Origin of the sequence: Microcoleus asticus IPMA8 (assembly GCF_013179805.1) — a bacterium.
Classification (GTDB): domain Bacteria; phylum Cyanobacteriota; class Cyanobacteriia; order Cyanobacteriales; family Microcoleaceae; genus Microcoleus; species Microcoleus asticus.
The window spans coordinates 1-19,476 of record NZ_SRRZ01000137.1 but is presented as its reverse complement, the minus strand read 5'-3'; the positions used below and the strand labels follow the sequence as shown (position 1 = coordinate 19,476).

The window sequence follows — 19,476 nt, the reverse complement described above, 5'->3', positions numbered from 1 at the left end:
TTTCTTTTTCACCCTCATTCTCTCCTGGCGCGGTGGCTCTAGTTCTTCTTTGGCCACCGTTCTCATCTTTGGTTAGTCTAAACTACAGTAATTTAGTTATTAGTTATTAGTCATTAGTCATTAGTCATTAGTCATTAGTTATCAGTCATTAGTCATTAGTCATTAGTTATCAGTAGCAGACTAAAAGCTGAAGGTCGATCTAATTTGTAGCATTCAAAAAAGTCAATTTGGTGATTTGTGGCGCGGATCACTGACGTTTTAAAAAAAGGCGATTAGGGTCAGTATATATATTTGTTGTTTGGCGATCGCTTGGATATTTTATCATACAAGCGATCGCGGCTCGGTATTGTCGATCGATTTGTAAAATATCGGTCAAATCTAAGGCGATCGCTCCTTAGTTAAAAAAGCCGTTTCTGAAGCCAACACACCTAGTACCAGACTGCTGGATACTTTACCCACTTTGAAATTTCAAACCGAGTCCTATGCAACTAAAGCCTAACCTTAACCTATACTCATCGTTGGGGCATCTCCCCTGGCTGAAAAAAAGCTACACTGCCAAAATTATGGTGGTTGCATTTTTAGGCACGCACGTTCCTTTGCTAACCTTAATGGTCTGGTTTCTTACCTCAAACGCTTACTCTTTAGAGACATCAGTCCGGGTTCTGCTAATTGCTCTGCTGGCGACATTAGCGGGTACGGCAGCAACGCTTTATACACTACGCTACCTCCTGGTTCCGGTAATCTTAACCTCGGAGGCTCTACAAAACTACCTCGATACAAAAACATTGCCGAACTTACCCACAGAGTTTGCTGATGAAGTCGGTACGCTGATGGCAAATTCCTCACAAACGCTTTACAAACTAGATGAATTGATTGATTACATTACCCACTACGATAAACTGACTGGATTGCCAAATCGTGACTTATTCTGCGATCGCCTGAATCAAACCCGATCCCAAAATCACTCATCCCTGGTCGCAGTTCTGGTATTGGGTATCGATGATTTGACAGGGATGCGCCATGGGTTGGAGCCTGGGATATGGGACTTACTAATTAGAGCCGTTTCCCAACGGGTGGTAAACTGCATAGATCGGTCAGATCTCTTGGCGCGTTTGGGCGATGGTGAGTTTGCGATCGCTCGCAGCGAACTCCCCTCGCTGGAGAGTGTGGTCAAGCTATCCCAACTGCTGCTGAGTACGCTAGCAAAACCTTTCTCCATAGAGGGCCAACCGATCCACCTCACCGCCAGTCTTGGCATTACATTGAACCATTTAGAAAATACCAATTCTGCAGAGCAACTTCTTCAGCAAGCTCACTTCGCACTTCATCAGGCAAAGCAGCAAGGGCAGAGTCACTATCAGTTTTATTCACCCGAAATGAACGTTCAGTTACAGGAGCGACTGCTCCTAGAAAATAGCCTGCGCGGAGCGCTGGATCGTAACGAACTACTGGTTTACTATCAACCGCTGATCGACCTCGACAGCGGACAGGTGACAGCAACGGAGGCGCTGGTTCGCTGGCAGCATTCTACAGAGGGTTTAGTCTCTCCGGCAAAATTTATTCCGATCGCCGAAGCCAATGGCGAGATCGTGCCCATTGGTGAATGGGTCTTGCGAACGGCTTGCGCTCAAACCCGTCGCTGGCAACTGGCTGGGATGCCAGCGCTGCGGATTTCGGTGAATCTGTCGGCTCGACAATTTGAGCAGGCGAATCTGGTTGAGATGGTTCGCCAAATTTTGGCCCAGACCGAACTCGAAGCTGCGTATTTAGAACTGGAAGTGACTGAAACTGCCTTGATGACTGACATTGAGCGATCGGTCAAAACCTTATTGCAACTGCGAGAACTTGGCGTGTCCCTCGCCCTAGACGACTTTGGCACAGGTTATTCTTCCCTCAACTACCTGCAACGGTTTCCAGTTAATATGCTCAAGATCGATCGATCGTTTGTCCGAGATGTACTGTCTAATCCGAACAGCGCCACCATTACTGATGCCATCATTGCTCTGGCAAAAAGTCTGCGGTTAACGATCACCGCAGAAGGCATTGAAACCAAGGAGCAGCGTGACTACCTGCAAGCGCGAGGCTGCGATGAAGGTCAAGGGTTTTACTTCAGTCGCCCTGCTAACGCTGACACTATCGCCAAACTGCTAAACGAGTCGTTTCAGTCTGATGCAGCACCTATGGCTCTTGCCACCCACTTTTAAGCTGAACCATTAGCTTTCACTGGTAATGCGATCGTAAACTCAGTACCCATGCCTGCGGTTGAGTTGAATGCGATCGTACCGCCGTGTTTTTCCGTCCAGGACTTTATAACAACCAATCTCTCAAAACAGCCACCCCGACTATACTCTCAAAGTTAAACGTAAAGCGCTCTCGTTTTTAGATTCCTGACTTCTCCAAGAAGTCGGGAATCTGGGTATGGTGTTTTTTAGGCGTTGACAAAAACAGAAGATGCAAGCTGACTTTGACTTACACCCTGCACGATTCCCAAATAATTACTGCCCGACTTAATCGCCGTAGAAGCGACGCTTGCACCTCCATCCAACTGCAAACTCACAGCTTCAAAAGTCAAGTTGGCAAACCCGATACCGTCAGTCAAACCAATGTTATCCCCGATCGCAAAATCGGTAATCACATCCGCACTAATTAAAGTAGCCGAAGCAGGCAAACCTCCTGCTAAAATAAACGTATCATTTCCGCCACTGCCCGTCAGAATATCTTGACCGCGATCGCCCGCCAACAAATCGGATCCGTTACCGCCAATCAAGACATCATCTTCTTTGCCGCCGCGAATAGTATCGTTACCGTCCGATCCGATTAGCCGATCGTTATCGTTGTTGCCGCCGATAAAATCATTGCCAACACCGCCATCAATTGAATCGGATTCTTTGCCGCCCGATAAGCTGTCATTGCCGCCTGCGCCATTAATTGTATCCGCACCTTGCATTCCATTAATGCTATCAGCACCTTCTCCCCCGTTGATATTATCTTTGCCGGAAAGGGCAAAAATTGGCAATCCCGCAGCATTTGTCGGTATTTGACTATCGGCACTATCTGATAGGAAATAATTGCCGCCGCTGGCTGTATTTTTGGGTGCTGTCGTCGGGCTGCCGTCCCCTGTAGCATTGGGTATTGGCGAAATAATCGATACCAATGTGTTGGGAGTAGGTGTCGGTGTGGGTGTCGGTGTCGGAGTCGGTGCGGGATTGACACTACCGTCAAGAGAAGTCGCAAAAACTTGCGTCCAATAGTGATTCCAATTTTCTATGCCAGTATCGTCGGCTAAGAAATAGTAACCGATGCCAATTTCTTTGAGGTTCGGGTTAAGAATGTTAGCCCGGTGGCCGCTGCTGTTCATCCACGATGATACAACTTGTTCGGGTGTAGAAGAGCCCGCAGCGATGTTTTCTGCTGCCGCTGAAAATTTATAGCCCGTTGCAGTAACCCGACTTGCTAATGACGAACCATCTTTTCCGGTATGGGAAAAGAAATCTTGCAGTGCCATGTTTTGGCTGTGATTTTCCGCCGCATTTAGTAACTGAGTATTTAAGGTGAGCGGGGACAAACCTAATTTACTGCGTTCGATGTTGGTAAGTTCTAAAACTCTATAAATAAAGTTTTGATTGGTTGGAGTTGGTGCGACTTGAGAGGCCGATCGCTCTCCTGTTAAAATGTCCGAGGACTGAGAACCAGAATTTTGTAGTTGTTCAAGCATGGGGATGATAAACAGTTTTAAGAGTGGGTTTTGCTGGTAGATTGCTTGCCCTCTTAACGATAGTTTCCCCGATCGCTAGCTGGCTGGGTACACTTCAATAATTGTGTTAACCCCTGCCGCTGCTGTATTTATTTTAATTATAGCTGTTGTCAAAGTGCCGATGTCAAGATCCCGGCTGTGGTTGAGAAAGGGAAGAGTGCGATCGACTTTGAGGAGAGTTTCAAGGGAATTTGCGATCGCCCGTGGCATCAAGACAATTTTAGATTGGAGATTAGAGATTTTTCCTGATTAGTAAGGTTTGCGGTGCGCACCCAGCCCGCTGGCTAGCGGGCTAGAAACCCGGTTTCTACGAGTTTGGCGGACTGTCACGAGAAATATAGGAAGAAACCGGGTTTTTGAATTCTGTGTGCGATCGCGAACGGAGTTTTTAGTAGAATCCTCACAAAAAATTCTAAATTAATTCAAAATTCACACCTCAAAACTCACAACTTTAAAATATTCTCTTGTCCGACTTTAGCCTCCTGAGCAACTTGTTCAACCTCATCTTTGGCGAGAATTTCCAAAGCCGCCTCTGCTTCTGTACCGCCCAGCCGCCCGAGAGCTTGGGCGACTCTGTAACGGATTTGCCAATCTGCATTGGAAGCGTAGGGAAGCAGCAGCGGCAGCGCGCGTTTATCTCCCAATTCACCTAATGCGCTGATGCCAATGGTTTGGATCAATTCGTTTTCAGAAGTCAGGGCATTTTCTAACATCGGAAAGGCTTTCGGATCTCCCATTTCTCCCAAAGCCGCGACGATGCTGAGCTGCACCAGCCATTCAGATGTACTGCTGTAAACTTGCTGCAAATCTTCTAAAGCATCGGTTAATTTCAATGCGCCCAAAGCATCGGCTGCTGCTGCTTGCACGTCGGGTTCGGGGTCGTTGTTCAGGCTGTTTCGCAGTACCTCTAAAGCGTTCGGCAGATTCTGCGTGCCGAGGGTTGATATTTGGCTGACTGCTGCGTAGCGAACCCGGACGTTTTTATCGCCGATCGCAATTTGAATCAGTTTATAGGCTATCGCGGGATCTAGTTGCCGCAGTTGGTTGACTGCTCGCAGTCTTTCGCCAAAATCCTCGGAATTCAGCAATTGTTCGACAGACTCAGGGGTAATGCTCATCGGATTTTAGATTTTAGATTTTAGATTTTAGATTTGGTAATTGGTAATTGCCAAAAGCGAGCGAGATTGAAAGAGCGATCGACTCATTTTCTGATACAGCGCTGGAACTGCAAAAGTTAATTAAGATTCGGCCGCCATCGCTCGAATAATATCTCCCCTAGTGAGGATGCCGATTACTTTACCGGCAGTATCAAGCACCGGCAATCGGTGGATGCTGCGATCGTGCATCAGTTTTGCAGCTTCTTGGAGAGATTTGTCGGGCTCGATGGTAACTGGCTCTGTACTCATCGCTTCTCCTACTGTTTGTCCTAAAGCCTTGTGGAGCTCTCGCTCGTAACGAGATGGATTTTCCAAATAAATCACGCTGTCGAGCACCATGATGTAAGCGGGCGGAGTTACGCCGGTTTCCCGCCACATCAAGTCGGTTTCGGAGATGACTCCTACCAACAAGTCATTCTCATCTACGACGGGAAGACCGCTAATGCGTCGATCGGCTAAAATTTTAATCGCTTCGTTCAAGGGCATTTCGGGTCGCGCCAAAATCGGCTCGCGGCTCATTACATCGGCTACTGTTTTTGGCATGATTAGCGGTTGATTGAGTTGTTGCTCTAAATCGATCATATAGGGAAAGCGTGACACAGACTGAAGAAAGGCAGCTCTGCTGAAAGGATTGGTTTGAAGGTAGTAAACAACGAAAAATTTTGAATGCCAGAATTTTGCTGTTTTTTTCGATCGCACTATAAAATTTTGCCCTTTGCCTCCCTCCGGCGGGCGATCTGCCTGACAAGATTGTTAAGATATATTAAAGAGCCGATAAATCCTTACCAATGCCAGAATCTCCAGCCCGAGAACCAGACTCCCAACCAGAAGCTCGCTGTGTATTGGTTTGCCAGTATCAATCTTGCCTGAAAAACGGTTCAGCAGCAGTGCTAGCTGCTTTTGAAGCTCAACAAGTTGCAGGGGTAATAGTTGAGGCCAGTAGCTGTCAGGGACAGTGCAACACTGGCCCGACGGTGCGAGTTACCCCCGACGAAATTTGGTATTGTCGAGTTAAACCGAGTGATGTGCCCTTGATTGTGGAAGAACACCTCAAAGAGGGAAAACCTGTAGAGGCGCTGTTCAATCCGAGAATTCATGCGCGTTATTATTATTAGTATTGACTTGATTCGGTGAAACTTCCCAGCTCGGGCGCATCTAATTTGAATAGTTATTATTATGGGACTTGCACTTTGAAAATCAAAGGAATTGCGCTTAGTTTGTTAGTCCTAATTCTGGGGCGTCCGTCGGCGGCTGCGGCTCAAACGCAGACGGTTGCTGGGGATATTTGTCCTGGGGAATTGGGGGAACAAGTAGATGCGATCGCCAACCGTCCCGAATTTAGCCGATCGCGCTGGGGCATTTTAATTCAACCTCTATCTTCTACTACTACTCTCTACAGCCGCGACGCCCAAAAATATTTTATTCCAGCATCAAATGTCAAGCTGCTAACCACAGCCGCTGCTTTGCAGAAACTCGGTGCAGATTTTCGGATTAAGACATCGGTTTACAGCGGCGAAAATGGCAGTTTGTACGTTGCAGGCAGGGGAGATCCGAGCATTGCTGAGCCTCAGTTGAAATCCTTGGCGCAACAGTTGAAGCAGCGGGGAATCAGTCAAGTAAATGAGTTGATTGGCGATGACAGCTATTTTCAAGGCAGTGCAGTCAATCCGAATTGGGAATGGGAAGACGCGCAAGCTGGCTATGGTGCGCCAATTAACAGTTTAATTTTCAATCAAAACGCCATCGAACTTCTCTTGTCCCCGCAGGATCTCGGGCAACCTCTGAAAGTTACTTTTGCCGAACCTAAGCTGGCAAATCAGTGGCAAATTCAGAACAATTCAGTAACAGTCGCCCAAAATGAATCCGAGTTTATTGAAGTTGGCAGGGAGTTCGATCGACCTGCAATTCGAGTTAGCGGACAGTTGAAAGTTGGTGCAGAATCCGAACCAGCTTATGTCGCAGTTGTCAACCCCGCTAATAATTTTTTGCAGCATTTTCAGCAAGTCCTGGCGGCTGAGGGAATTCCTGTTAAACAGGCTTTCGTTGCATCTAATCCTCGCAATTTTAATCAAGAATTAGCTACCGTTGAATCGCCCCCGATAGCGGAATTGGTGAAAGAAACTAATCGAGAAAGCAACAATCTTTATGCAGAAGTTTTATTGAGGTTGCTGGGAAAAGTTACAGACAATATGCCCCGGCAGCAAACACTCACAGGCAAGATGCCTGTGCCACAAGAGGATACAGGGGAAATGGGTTTGAAGGAGTTAAAAACAGCTTTAACTCAATTAGGGGTAAATCCAAACAGCTACATATTAGCCGACGGTTCCGGCTTGTCTCGGCACAATTTAATTAGTCCAGAAGCCTTGGTGCAAACTTTGAGATTTATGGCCAATTCACCTGCTGCATCTATTTACCGCCAGTCACTGCCGATCGCGGGCGAGAACGGCACTTTGAAAAGTCGCTTAAATATTACACCAAACCGCGTAATTTTGCAAGCAAAAACAGGAACTTTGAGCGGAGTTTCGGCGCTGTCGGGATATATCGAAGTTCCGAATTACGAGCCGCTGGTGTTTAGCATTATCGTGAATCAATCTGACCTATCGGCTGCAAAAATGCGATCGGCAACTGACGAAATTGTGCTATTATTGAATCGCCTGCGCCGCTGTTAAAACAACAAATTTAAGGTGATAAAGTTAAGATTAGTAATTACACCTAAAAAACAGAACACCCAAAAACCCTACAAGTTTTAAGTTTAATTAGATTGCAGCGGCGGGACTCGAAAAGCAGCTACAATAAAAGCAGAAACATTAAAACCATTGGGCAGTTTCAGCCTGCTACCAGTCGGCGGGTTCTGTACTTCCCCAAAATAAGTCTAACTTTCCAACTATGAATTCTTTCGATTCCGAACAGCAACACATTTTTGTCGAAACCAACAACATCCGCCTGCACTGTGTTTCTCAAGGAGAAGGCGAGCTCGTTCTGCTCCTGCACGGGTTTCCAGAGTTTTGGTACTCTTGGCGCCATCAAATCCCTGCCTTAGCGCGTCATTTCAAGGTTGTGGTGCCGGATTTGCGGGGCTACAACGATTCCGACAAGCCGACAAGCGGCTATGATTTAGATACGCTGAGCGCCGATATTCGCGGTTTGATCGATCGGCTCGGCTATACAAAAGCTCATATTGTCGGTCACGATTGCGGAGGTGCGATCGCGTGGCACTTAGCTCAAAAATTCCCCGAAAAGCTCAACCGCTTGGCAATTTTGAACGCTCCGCACCCGCAGCGATTCGTGCAGGAAATGGCGAGCAATTTAGATCAAATCCGCCGCAGTTGGTACGTTTTGGCTTTTCAGGTTCCCGGCATTCCCGAATGGTTGATCCGGCAAAACTTGAAAGATTTTGTGAAAAATGTTTTTCAAGGACAAGCTGTTCGCAAAGGAGCTTTTAGCGCTGAAGAAACTAAGATTTATCAGACCGCTTTAGAAAAGCCGGGAGTGTTAGCGGCAGCGATGAATTATTACCAGCAGATGTTTCACCCGCAGCGGCTTTGGCATTGGGGACAGAAATTAGAACCTGTGACAGTGCCTACTTTGGTGCTTTGGGGAGAAGAAGATGCGTTTTTGAGCCACAAACTTGTAGAAGGTTTAGACCGATTAATTACGGCTCCGTTTAAGTTGAAATTAGTTCCTAACTGCGGTCACTGGATTCAGCAGGAAGCACCGCAAACGGTGAATCGAGAATTGCTGAGTTTTCTGAGAAATTCTTCTCCTTCTTTGGCTTTGGCATAGAAAAAAATTAACGCTTGCAAATAAGAACGGGCAAGATGCCCGTTCCACAAGAAGATTGAATTTTTGTGGAACGGGCATCTTGCCCGTTCTTGATATCTGACAAATTCAACTGTTTGTTAATCCCAGAGCAAATTTTCTTGGATCAGCAGTGCAATCATTGCAGTTCTGGAACAAACACCGAGTTTGATAAAAATCCGCCTCACGTAAGTAGCAACCGTCCAGTGACTGATATTTAAATTTTTGGCAATACATTTGTTTGGCAGGCCTTGGGCTACTAATTGGGCGATCGCTCTTTCCCGTGGACTCAGGCTAATTTCCGGTTTGTCACTTGTGCTTTGCATACTTTTGCAATGAGGTAACGAGTTAAAATCTAATCAATGAATGGTTGAATTCCGAGTTTTTCTCGAACTTCAGATAAAGGAGTTTCCCAATCAGATGCAACATCCCAGTCGATTAGCCGAGTGGCTAGTTTTCCGTGTTTTAAGCCTTTGATAATTTGTCCGATCGCGCATTTGCCGCCGATCAGTCCAACTAACACTAAAATCGCACAGGAAGGACGAAATACTTGAGCGCGAGTAAACGCTTGAAGTACAAATTCATCTTCTGTTGAAGCTGAAAGACCAGTCAGAACGTGCCAAACGTCGTGGTTTCGCTGAATCCAGTCTCCCGATGCGATCGGCTCAAAGCCTTGTTCGTCTAGAAACCGCGCCACTTCGCACCCTAATGTTCCTGCTGGCAGTTGGCGCAATTTTTCCAAGTCTATTTCAAAAGGTCGATCGCTCTCAATTTGAGGATTAATTGTTCGAGCCATCTTTAATATAACTTCTAATTGACCGTCAGCCATGATTGATTCTCCCTTCAACAATGATTTAAGTTTCGGGCAAATTAATTGGTGTTTGTCAAGTTCATTTTTGCGCTGAATCAAGACGACTTTTTTTACCTACTCAGCTTAGAAACCGTACTTTCTGTCACAGCAATTGGCTTTCAGGAGCTTTTACATTTCTTTACAAACAGCCTCAGAGGTAAAATCTGCCAGTTGTCAAAATCGGGCTAGTGTTAGTTACCGCAACTTGACCCGCCGGGAAGTAACCGTAAAATCCACAGTATTTAGCGGTGATTGGAACTCCCTTACTTACGTATATAAATTTATTCTGCTACTCATTATTGGAACCTGCAATGAGTCAGAAGTTGAACCGTGTAAACCAAGCGATGCGGGTGCTAGCAAGTGAAGAGAGTTGAAGGAACCTGAAGTAAGGTGAAGTTATGCAGAGTTGATGCCGGGGATGCTCCCCGCCCAGGGTCAAACGAGTGCGCAGTCGCTCAAATGAGTGTCACTCATTTGAGCGACTGGTGAAGTATTTACATACTAGGTATAATAAAGTATAAATTCATAAAAGGTATTGCCATGAAACGACTTAATATTTGGTTTTATGCAGGAGTTTTGTCATTAATTTGGTGCCGTGCTGCTAGCGCTACCACTTATGTTAATTCTAACGGTCAAACTACTTTAAACCTGTCAGAAAAAGGGAACAATCGCAGCAGTTTTTACTTGACCAAAGTAGGCAATCGGGAATTTTTGGGCAATATTAAAGTTACCCGTTCCGAAGGAGCAGCAGGCTCTTACTATTACAATGGGACTTTCAAAGACAGTGCGAGTGGCCCTGGCAAAAAAATTGTTTGTTCTGGAGATATTACCATTGTCACGCGTCAAGTTGGAAGCAGCAGCCAATTGGGAGCAGAAGTTACTTGGAAGGTGAAAGCAGGAGAAAATTGTCCTTCTGTGGGCAAGACAGTTAAAGTAAATTTAGTCGAAGCTTTACCGCGTGCTAATGCAAGTGGCGACTATACTTCTAGCAATGCTAATACTTGGTTGACTGAAACTGCTGGTTCTGGAACTTGGCCATTGTGGCGAATCACCTCACAGGATGGAAAACTCAACTGTCGCCAGACGCCAAATGGAGCAATTAAACAAGTTTACAGCGCGAACAAAGATAAAATTTTCGGTGAACTCAGGGGAACAAATGCAATTAAAATTGAGAAAGGTCAACCCTGGCTGCTGACAACAAATGGCTGTTACGTACGCGCTAATTCTCAATACATTCAGCCAATTTCTTTGCCACAATAAGTGACAAAAGTGATAAATAAACTGCTGCTCATCTCACAGCCCGACTTCTTAAAGAAAGAAGTGACGCTGCTTGCTGTTCTGTTGTTTTAAGTTGTTCTAATTAAAAATTGATTGGCGATTTAGTGGCCCAGCAGCATAGCTTCTTCTGCCAAATCTTTGCTTGCAATAACCTTCGGTTCCTTCAGGATAAAAACACAAAGGAAGCACACAATTACAGCAGCAATTCCGAGTACCTCAAAGAAGCTGCGGTTGCCTGCAACTGTTTGGGGCAGAAAGCTATAAAGGGTGGCGTAAATTACAGATCCGACACTGCCGTAAGCACCGATATTTCCGGCAATTTGACCAGTTACTTCTCGTTTAATTAAGGAGGCGATGCCAAAAGTTGCGCCTGCGGCGGCGAAGACAAAGAAGGCACATAACATGGTCACGATAATCACAATTGCTAAATGCCAGTTTGCCGTAATTTGGCTCATTATTAAATACCCCAATCCCACTCCGCCGGTCATCACTGTCAGCGTCCACTTGCGGCTGCCGATTTTATCAGAAATTAAGCCTCCGGCTGGACGGCTGACTAAGTTCATCAGCGGATAAGTAGCAGCTATCGGCCCGGCGATCGCATGATTTATATTGAATGTGTGTTCAAAAAATTCCGGTAACATGGAAACCACAGCGAGCTCTGAACCAAAGCTGACTGCATAAGCTAGTTCTAATACGAATACTTGACTGATTTGATAGCGATCTTGAGGTGGGTAATGTTTTTGACCGGTGACAACTTCTCGGTTAACTTCCCAGGCTTTGTAAGCCTGAATTAAATACAGTGCTGTCAAACTAATCCAAATAGCGTACATCACATTTGCAGTCAGAAAATTTGCTTTCTGCAAGCGCCACACAATCAAAGCTAAGGCACCAAATAGAGGAATATTGGTTATTGACAGTGCCCAAAAGCTTTTGGCGCTGGTGACTTCCATTGCGCCGTTGCGGGCAGGGCGCTGATAGACTTTGCCGGGAGGAGTGTCTTGAACGTTGCAGTAAAAAATGACTCCGAAAACTGCTGTGGCAATCCCAGTAAGGGCGATCGCCAGCCGCCAATTTGTGTGTCCGACTGAGAGAAAAGCTGTTCCTGCCGCGATCGCCGGTAACGCTGCTTCTGCGGCAAAAGAGCCAAAGTTGCCCCAGCCGCCGTAGATACCTTGAGCGAAGCCGATATCTTTTGGGGGAAACCATTCGGCAACTAAGCGAATGCCAACCACGAATCCAGCGCCGACAATTCCCATTGCCAAACGGCTCAAAACCAACTGATTGAAGTTTTGGGCAAAGGCGAATGCCAGTGTAGGAAATGCTGCATACACCAGGAGTGAAGAGAAGGTGATGCGAGGCCCGAAGCGATCGAGCAACATCCCGATAATAATACGTGCAGGAATTGCGAAAGCTAGGTTGCACAGACTGATGATTCTGGCTTGCCCAACTGTCAGTCCCAAATCGTGCTGCACCGTTGTGCTGAAAGGTGCGTAGTTGAACCAAACTACGAAAGTTAAGAAAAAAGCAAACCAACTGAGATTCAGAATCCGAAAAGGCCCTCTGAACGATAAAAGCCCTTGAAGCATATATAACTTGTCCTAATAAATAATACAGATTATTAATTTCGAGTTGACTTTCTAACTGTTTGGGGTAACGTTTTTTTACGATCGCGCTTTTATGTTGCGTTCCAATTCAAGTGGATGTCCAGAGGAAAAATTGTATACAAAGTTACTGTTTGTGATCAAAACCCCAACTGGCGCATCGAATTAATGCAGATCGTGCATTTATACCTAATTTTAGTAATAAATACTTATTGCGTTAAAATAGAAAAAACAGTATATTTGAATACAGAAATTAAATTTATTTTAATAACAGGTAAGTAAAAATGCTTGTACGCTTAACCGAAAAAGAAACTCAGCAAGCCGATCGCCACTCAACCAGTGCCACGAACAACGGATTAAAGGTTAAATCAAAACTTTTTAGTTTTCTGACAGTATGTGTAGCAGTGGCTGGAAGCTTGGGAACTGCTTCTGGGGCGATCGCCCAGGAAGCTCAACCGCAAGTAAAAGCGCAGGCGATCGAGCAATCCAATCAGCAGCCAGTCAACAGCACGACAAGTCAACCCGCTGCTGTGGCTCAAATCGATGCTGCGAGGCAAGAAGAAATTGCCCAGATGTTGTTGGGATTTATCTATTTTGTTTTGCCAGTGGGTGTGGGCTTAACTATTTTTCTGCACGACAAATATGCTCAGAAGCGCTCTGCGACTCTCAACCAGCAGATAGAAGTTTTAGAGATTTCCTTCAACCAAACTCCTCAACATTAAACGTGAAATACTCTTATTTTAGATCCCCGATTTCATCGATGAAGTCGGGGATCTTTGTCTTCTCTCAAATGCTTTACCCTGCATCTTAAAAAAACAGAATAAACATATCCCCGACTTCTTTAAAAAGTCGGGGATATAACTGCTATGGGATTTATTGACTAAAAGATTTAGATTTCTTCCAGATCCTCTACATCTTCTACATTATCTAGATCTTCTACATTGTCTAGATCTTCTACATCCTCATCATCATTGTCAACAGGGGCGACAGAATTAGCAGAAACCACAGCACCAGTCTCAAGTTTCTTTTTAACTAGCTCCTCAATTTCATTTTTGAAGTCGGTATTTTTCTCCATGTGTTGGATCACTTTGTCTCGTCCTTGAGCTATGTTCTCGCCGTTATAGCTATACCAAGAACCTTTTTTCATAATTACTCCCATTTCGTCGGCCAAGTCAGTCAGACAGCCTAAAGTAGAAATGCCTTTGCCAAATACAATGTCAAATTCGGCAATGCGGAAAGGCGGAGCAACTTTATTTTTAGCAACTTTAACTTTCGTGCGGTTGCCGTACTCTTCTGTGCCTTTTTTCAAGGTTTGAATCCGGCGGATGTCGAGCCGCACGCTGGCGTAAAATTTGAGAGCGTTACCGCCGGTTGTTGTTTCGGGGTTGCCGTAAGTGACGCCGATTTTTTGCCGCAGTTGGTTGAGGAAAATGACGGTACAGCCGGATTTGCCGATGTTGCCCGTGATTTTCCGCAAAGCTTGACTCATCAATCGGGCTTGCAAACCCATGTGAGAGTCGCCCATGTCGCCTTCAATTTCGGCGCGGGGGACGAGGGCGGCTACGGAGTCAATGACTACGATATCGACGGCGACGGAACGCACGAGTTGATCGACAATTTCTAGGCCCATTTCGCCGGTATCCGGCTGGGAAACTAATAGATTTTCAATATCGACGCCTAAAGCTGAGGCGTAGGTGGGATCGAGCGCGTGTTCGGCATCGACGAAGGCTGCGATACCGCCGGATTTTTGGACTTCGGCGATCGCGTGGAGAGCTAGAGTGGTTTTACCGGAACTTTCCGGGCCGTAAATTTCAATGACTCGGCCTTTTGGCAAACCGCCGCCCAAAGCAATGTCCAGTGTCAGGGCTCCGGTGGAAATGGTTTCTACCCTCATGCGAGTGGAGTCTCCCAATCGGACGATCGCCCCTTTGCCAAAACTGCGCTCGATTTGGGAGAGTACGGAAGTTAAAGCTTTTTGCTTTTCTGAGTTTTCAGTGGAAGTTTTTATAGACGTTTCTTTGCTTTTTGCCATTTGCGGTAAGCGGGTAGACCCCTTGCGGAGCTTGTTGATTAACTGTACAACACGTATGTTAGCAGTTATTTTTAGGGTCGGGAGGTTCTGCGGGGATTTGGTTTAAGATTCTTGATTTTGGGGGTGATTCAGCCTGAGCCCGCTTTCACAAGGCTCGGATCTAGAAGGTATTCGGCATCCGGCAGAGGGTAGAATTATTGTCTGTCGGGGTATGTACTGGGTATCGATCGCTCTCGGAGTGAGGTTTAAGATGGTCTACAGTGCCAAATTCCGTGAAGCGTAGCTATCCCGCAGGGAATCGCCACAATTAGGACAAGCATGGGATCTACAACACATCAAGACACATCTGTTAATACCAAAAATTCCCGCTGGCTGATGAGCTTATTGGCGATCGGCATTTTACTAGGTATCGGATTTCGGTTCTTCGAGATCGATCGCAAACTTTACTGGCACGACGAAGCTTACACATCAATCCGCGCTGCTGGTTTCACCCGCCAAGAAATCGACGACAAACTATTCCAAAACCGGATTGTTCCCGCACCAGAATTGCAAAAATATCAGCGGATTAAACCGGGAAGTACAGAAGCAGATACAATTCGTTCTTTAGCACTAGAAGACCCGCAGCATCCGCCTTTATACTTTCTCATGGCTCGTTGGTGGATGCAGCAATTTGGCAGTTCTCTAACAGCATCCCGCACTTTGCCAGCACTATTGAGTTTGCTGTCGCTGCCTTTGATGTACGCTTTAGCTCAGGAACTTTTTGCCTCGAATTTGGCGGCGTTATTAGCAACAGCACTTTTGGCTTTATCTCCCTTTGACATACTGTTTGCTCAGACAGCAAGGCAGTACAGTTTGCTGACAGCCACAGTTATTGGCAGCAGTTGGCTGCTGCTGAGAGCTGTGCGGTTGCAGGGTTGGCAAAACTGGGCGTGTTACTCGCTGGCGATCGCCATTGGTTTCTACACTCACCCTTTCTTCAGTTTAACACTCATCGGACACGGAGTTTTTATAATTGCTTACTGGTTGTTTGTCAAAAAAAGAGAATTGGAAGGTCACGTAACTAATTCCCTATTTTTTCTAGCAGTAATAGCAGCTTTAATATTGTATTTTCCGTGGATTTACGTGCTGGCAACCAACCTGGAACGAGCATCAGCTACGACAGATTGGACGCGAGTATCTCCTGGTTTGCTGTATCTTGTCAAATTGTGGGCGCTCAGCTTTACAGCATTATTTTTTGACTTCGACTTAGGCTTTGATAATATCTGGACTTATGTGCTGAGATTGCCATTTTTGCTGTTAATGGCCGCAGCGATTTACAAAATCTGCCGCTGGACTAGCAGTTCAACTTGGTTGTTTATTTTAACATCAATTTTTGTACCTTTTTCGATCCTGGCGTTACCGGATATAATCTTAGGCGGCAAACGTTCCGCCGTCAGTCGCTATCTGATTTCCTGCTTTCCGGGAGTGCAGCTAGCAGTTGCTTACTTGCTTGCAAGTAACGTGAAAACTCAGGAGCGGTTTTGGCAAGTTATTTTAGCCTTGGTATTTACAGCAAGTATAGCATCCTGTACGGTCAGCGCTTTTTCTGATACTTGGTGGAGCAAAGACTTGAGTTATTTTAATGCTGAAGTTGCGAAAATTATTAACAAAGAGGCGATAGCTAACCGATCGATTAAAGATACAATTGTAATTAGCGATCGCGGTAACGATTTTACGAACATGGGAGATTTGCTTTCTCTGAGTTATTTGCTTGACAAAGACGTGCGGCTGATGCTGCTGAGCCAGTCGCCAGATATGGAGATGCTGAACAAATATTCGGCTCCCCTGGTATTCCGCCCTTCGGAAAAATTGCGATCGGCACTCAAGCAAAATCAACGCCGCTTAGAGCCAATATTGGAGTATGCCAGACTTTTTCGAGTGCGGCGAGCTTTTTAGAGCAGCTTGACAGAAATGAACGCTCGTCCCCGGTAGGGTACGTCAGCCGATTTTAGATTGTAGATTTTAGATTTTAGATTTATTCCACAGATGAATCTGGGAGATTAAACTTTGGTCTAAAATTTTTGGATTTTCACGACAGGAGTAAGTGGCACGGTATCCGTTTTTGGGCGGGGTCATAAAAAACTGTTTGAGTTGCCTCAAATATTTCGACTGACACACCTTAAATCACTATTGGGGCATTTTTGTCAAAATTCCCGCTAAAGTTCGTCAGAAAAAAACTGTGTGAGTTGTCTCAGGTATTTGGGCGGACGCATTTGACATAATCAGCAATAATTATTTGAATACTTAGGATAAAACGCAATGCAAGAGTTAAATAATTCATCTTCCGAATCCGCACAGCAATTTCGCAATCTTCAGACAGAATTACGCGAACGTTGGGGAGCGATCGAAGACTTCGACAGCGGAGATTGTGACATTATCGTAATTCCTTCTCTCAGCTTAGATCAGCAAGAAATGCTGAAAATTGAGGGGGCTTACCACTACGAAGAGCGGCATTTATTTTCATTGATTCGCCTGCGAAATCCCCGCACGCGCTTAATTTACATTACCTCCGAGCCTTTGCACCCGATGATTGTGGATTATTACCTGCAATTGTTGCCGGGAATTCCGTTTTCTCACGCGCGCGATCGGCTTTTGCTGTTCTGTGCTTACGATGCTTCTGCCAAATCCCTCACCCAGAAAATTTTAGATCGTCCCCGCTTGATGGAGCGCATTCGTCAAGCAGTGCGACCGACAAAATCTTATATGGTTTGTTACAACTCGACGCCCTTAGAACGGGAGTTATCTGTTAAATTGGGGATTCCTTTGTGGGCCAGCGATCCCGATCTGTTATACTGGGGAACAAAAAGCGGTAGCAGGCAAATTTTTAAAGAATGTGGCGTGCCTTGTCCTGACGGTTCCGAGTTGGTTTGGAATGCGGAAGAGTTAGCGGAAGCTGCGGCTCAACTTTGGGAAAGGCAGCCGCATTTGCAGCGGATGGTAATTAAGTTAAATGAAGGTTTTTCGGGGGAAGGGAATGCAATTTTAGATCTGAAGCCCCTCGCAGGTAAAGCACCTACAGAAAGAGCGAAGGCAATTGGCGACAGCTTCCATAATTTACGCTTTCAATCCACAGGCGAAACCTGGGAAAATTTTAGCAGTCGCATTCCCGAATTAGGGGCAATTGCCGAAGCATTTATCGAAGGAGAAAAAAAGTTCTCGCCCAGCGTTCAAGGCAGAATAGTCCCCAGCGGCGAAGTAGAAATTCTCTCAACCCACGACCAAATTTTAGGAGGCCCAGACGGTCAAATTTTCTTAGGCTGCCGATTTCCGGCGGACGAATCTTATCGAATAGCGTTGCAGGAATTGGGATGGAAAGTAGGGCAAAACTTAGCTAAAAAAGGTGCTTTAGAGAGATTTGGAGTGGATTTCCTCGCGGTAAAGCAATCCGATGGGAAATGGGATCTTCAAGCGATAGAAATTAACTTACGGAAAGGAGGCACAACTCATCCTTTTATGGCTTTGAAGCTGTTAACAAACGGTCGGTACGAGCGTACTACGGGATTGTTTTACAGTCAGCAGGGCCGTCCTAAATATTATGTTGCTTCCGACAATTTGAAAAAAGAGCGTTATCGGGGATTGTTGCCGAACGATTTGATGGATATTATTGCTGACAATCAACTGCACTTTGACACTGGTACTGAGACGGGCAGTGTGTTTCATTTAATGGGCTGTTTGTCGGAGTTTGGCAAATTGGGATTGACGAGTATCGGCAACTCGCAGCAAGAGGCAGAGGAGATGTACAACAAAGTTGTGAAAGTGCTCGATCGCGAAACCTCATACTAAATCTCATTTAACCATTAATTATTTGGTCGTGGGAAATGGCTAATAGGTAATTGGTACTTTAAACTGACAACCGCAGATTTTAATCTGCGGGTTGCGGGTTGTAGCTAATTTTTAGCGGGATAAATGGGCGTGGGATCGATCGAACCTGTGCGGTTGAGCGGCCAAAAACGGACGATCGCCCTACCGATAATATTTTGTCTCGGTACAAAGCCCCAATAATGGCTGTCACAGCTTGCGTTGCGGTTGTCGCCGAGCACCAAGTAAGAATTTGGAGCTACAACTACAGGCCCGTAGGGATACTGTGGAATTTCTTCAATATATTTTTCCTGTAGCGGCTGCTTGTTAATAAAAACTTTTCCCTGTTTAACTTCCACAGTGTCTCCTGGAAGTCCGATCACTCGCTTGATATAGGCATCTTTGATCGGCGGCGGCTGTCCCGTGCACAAACTAGCTGGATCTGGAGGCATAAACACTATAATATCTCCTCGCTGGGGCTCTTGGAATCGATAGCTCACCTTATCTATAATTAATCGATCGTTAATTTGTAAGGTTGGAAGCATCGAGCCGGTGGGAATGTAGCGAGCTTCGGCAACCAGGGTGCGGATGCCAAAGGCCAAAAATGCTGCTAAGCCGATCGTCTTAATTCCTTCTATCCAAGGATTTTCGGTGTCTTGCGGAGGTTTTTCGTCGGCTGACTTGTCTAGACGAGTCATAAGTATTAAGTGACTGGGCTGGATACAAATTATAAACTTAATTCGGAGTTTTTTCAGGAAATCTACAAAATCTTCGCCGGCGGGGTGGGTTTTTGCATTGGCCCTGCAGACGAGTGCAAAACCTCTATTTGTGTTGAAATATTTTTTTTAGGAGCAGGCTAGGAGTGCCGCCTCCTAAAAAAAAATATTTGTTGCTTCACAGGCATCTGCCTGTTACCTCAAACGCGCCCGGTAAGAAACCCCGTTTCTTACATAGATATATCGTCCTCAACCTGTTATTTTCCGTATAAACCGAGTTTCTGAGCGCAACTCGCATTCATATTTCTTACTATTGACAGAACTCTTTTGAGGATAAAATTTTTCCAGGCTGACACACACCTGGTAGAGTCGATAGGGGAATTTCTACCCCTACCTCTCCTTCAAAACGGAACGTGAAACTTTCGCTTCATTCCGCTCCTTGATCTCTTCACC

Annotated in this window: 18 protein-coding genes; 8 read left to right on the top strand and 10 right to left on the bottom strand. The window is 45.7% G+C overall.

The window, feature by feature from the left end; translation table 11 throughout:
* Positions 1 to 482 precede the first annotated feature (482 nt).
* The gene (locus E5S67_RS26835) at positions 483 to 2,204 is read left to right on the top strand and encodes a putative bifunctional diguanylate cyclase/phosphodiesterase (protein WP_172191731.1); all 1,722 of its coding nucleotides are present in this window, start codon (positions 483 to 485) and stop codon (positions 2,202 to 2,204) included.
* Here E5S67_RS26835 and E5S67_RS34175 read toward each other — a convergent pair.
* The 5 genes from E5S67_RS34175 to E5S67_RS26810 all read right to left on the bottom strand — a co-directional run bounded on the left by E5S67_RS34175 (position 2,201) and on the right by E5S67_RS26810 (position 5,454).
* Positions 2,201 to 2,320 carry a HAMP domain-containing histidine kinase gene (locus E5S67_RS34175; protein ID WP_172191729.1) on the bottom strand — a complete coding sequence of 40 codons (120 nt, stop codon included), beginning with the start codon at positions 2,318 to 2,320 and terminating at the stop codon, positions 2,201 to 2,203. The genes E5S67_RS26835 and E5S67_RS34175 overlap by 4 nt on opposite strands.
* Before the next feature lie 108 nt (positions 2,321 to 2,428).
* Positions 2,429 to 3,715: a CAP domain-containing protein gene (locus tag E5S67_RS26825; protein WP_172191727.1), complete on the bottom strand. Its 1,287-nt coding sequence runs from the start codon at positions 3,713 to 3,715 to the stop codon at positions 2,429 to 2,431.
* A 75-nt stretch (positions 3,716 to 3,790) separates the two neighbouring features.
* Positions 3,791 to 3,967 carry a hypothetical protein gene (locus E5S67_RS26820; RefSeq protein WP_216670737.1) on the bottom strand — a complete coding sequence of 59 codons (177 nt, stop codon included), beginning with the start codon at positions 3,965 to 3,967 and terminating at the stop codon, positions 3,791 to 3,793.
* Between the two features lie 230 nt (positions 3,968 to 4,197).
* Complete coding sequence (nblB, locus tag E5S67_RS26815) at positions 4,198 to 4,872, bottom strand: phycobilisome degradation protein NblB (RefSeq protein ID WP_172191723.1); 675 nt, start codon at positions 4,870 to 4,872, stop codon at positions 4,198 to 4,200.
* Positions 4,873 to 4,992: 120 nt separating this feature from the next.
* Positions 4,993 to 5,454 (bottom strand): CBS domain-containing protein, encoded by a 462-nt coding sequence (locus tag E5S67_RS26810; RefSeq protein WP_172191735.1) that lies wholly within the window; start codon positions 5,452 to 5,454, stop codon positions 4,993 to 4,995.
* 245 nt (positions 5,455 to 5,699) lie between these two features.
* Between E5S67_RS26810 and E5S67_RS26805 the strand changes: the two genes are divergently transcribed.
* The 3 genes from E5S67_RS26805 (at position 5,700) to E5S67_RS26795 (ending at position 8,694) form a co-directional block, all read left to right on the top strand.
* A complete protein-coding gene (locus E5S67_RS26805) occupies positions 5,700 to 6,026 on the top strand; it encodes a (2Fe-2S) ferredoxin domain-containing protein (protein WP_172191721.1) in 327 nt (108 codons plus the stop codon).
* 75 nt (positions 6,027 to 6,101) lie between these two features.
* The gene (gene dacB, locus E5S67_RS26800; protein WP_172191719.1) at positions 6,102 to 7,580 is read left to right on the top strand and encodes a D-alanyl-D-alanine carboxypeptidase/D-alanyl-D-alanine endopeptidase; all 1,479 of its coding nucleotides are present in this window, start codon (positions 6,102 to 6,104) and stop codon (positions 7,578 to 7,580) included.
* Between the two features lie 217 nt (positions 7,581 to 7,797).
* Complete coding sequence (locus E5S67_RS26795) at positions 7,798 to 8,694, top strand: alpha/beta fold hydrolase (RefSeq protein WP_172191717.1); 897 nt, start codon at positions 7,798 to 7,800, stop codon at positions 8,692 to 8,694.
* A 116-nt stretch (positions 8,695 to 8,810) separates the two neighbouring features.
* Here E5S67_RS26795 and E5S67_RS26790 read toward each other — a convergent pair whose 3' ends face one another.
* A complete protein-coding gene (locus E5S67_RS26790; RefSeq protein WP_172191715.1) occupies positions 8,811 to 9,035 on the bottom strand; it encodes a response regulator transcription factor in 225 nt (74 codons plus the stop codon).
* 29 nt (positions 9,036 to 9,064) lie between these two features.
* On the bottom strand, positions 9,065 to 9,538 hold the full coding sequence (locus E5S67_RS26785) for a Coq4 family protein (protein ID WP_172191713.1): 474 nt from the start codon (positions 9,536 to 9,538) through the stop codon (positions 9,065 to 9,067).
* A gap of 561 nt (positions 9,539 to 10,099) precedes the next feature.
* Here E5S67_RS26785 and E5S67_RS26780 point away from each other — a divergent pair.
* A complete protein-coding gene (locus tag E5S67_RS26780; RefSeq protein ID WP_172191711.1) occupies positions 10,100 to 10,819 on the top strand; it encodes a hypothetical protein in 720 nt (239 codons plus the stop codon).
* A gap of 119 nt (positions 10,820 to 10,938) precedes the next feature.
* On the opposite strand, the gene E5S67_RS26775 is transcribed toward E5S67_RS26780, so the two are convergent.
* Positions 10,939 to 12,423: a NarK family nitrate/nitrite MFS transporter gene (locus E5S67_RS26775; RefSeq protein WP_172191709.1), complete on the bottom strand. Its 1,485-nt coding sequence runs from the start codon at positions 12,421 to 12,423 to the stop codon at positions 10,939 to 10,941.
* A gap of 299 nt (positions 12,424 to 12,722) precedes the next feature.
* On the opposite strand from E5S67_RS26775, the gene E5S67_RS26770 reads away from it, so the two are divergent.
* Positions 12,723 to 13,160 carry a hypothetical protein gene (locus E5S67_RS26770; RefSeq protein WP_172191707.1) on the top strand — a complete coding sequence of 146 codons (438 nt, stop codon included), beginning with the start codon at positions 12,723 to 12,725 and terminating at the stop codon, positions 13,158 to 13,160.
* Between the two features lie 167 nt (positions 13,161 to 13,327).
* Here E5S67_RS26770 and recA read toward each other — a convergent pair whose 3' ends face one another.
* Entirely contained in the window at positions 13,328 to 14,470 is a 1,143-nt protein-coding gene (recA, locus tag E5S67_RS26765) for a recombinase RecA (RefSeq protein WP_216670736.1), read from the bottom strand.
* A 318-nt stretch (positions 14,471 to 14,788) separates the two neighbouring features.
* Here recA and E5S67_RS26760 point away from each other — a divergent pair, with 318 nt between their 5' ends.
* Both E5S67_RS26760 and E5S67_RS26755 read left to right on the top strand, forming a co-directional pair.
* Positions 14,789 to 16,405, top strand: a complete 1,617-nt coding sequence (locus E5S67_RS26760; protein WP_172191705.1) for a glycosyltransferase family 39 protein — start codon at positions 14,789 to 14,791, stop codon at positions 16,403 to 16,405.
* Between the two features lie 363 nt (positions 16,406 to 16,768).
* Positions 16,769 to 18,292: a peptide ligase PGM1-related protein gene (locus E5S67_RS26755; RefSeq protein ID WP_172191703.1), complete on the top strand. Its 1,524-nt coding sequence runs from the start codon at positions 16,769 to 16,771 to the stop codon at positions 18,290 to 18,292.
* 104 nt (positions 18,293 to 18,396) lie between these two features.
* Here E5S67_RS26755 and lepB read toward each other — a convergent pair whose 3' ends face one another.
* Positions 18,397 to 19,005 (bottom strand): signal peptidase I, encoded by a 609-nt coding sequence (gene lepB, locus E5S67_RS26750; protein ID WP_172191701.1) that lies wholly within the window; start codon positions 19,003 to 19,005, stop codon positions 18,397 to 18,399.
* Positions 19,006 to 19,476 lie beyond the last annotated feature (471 nt).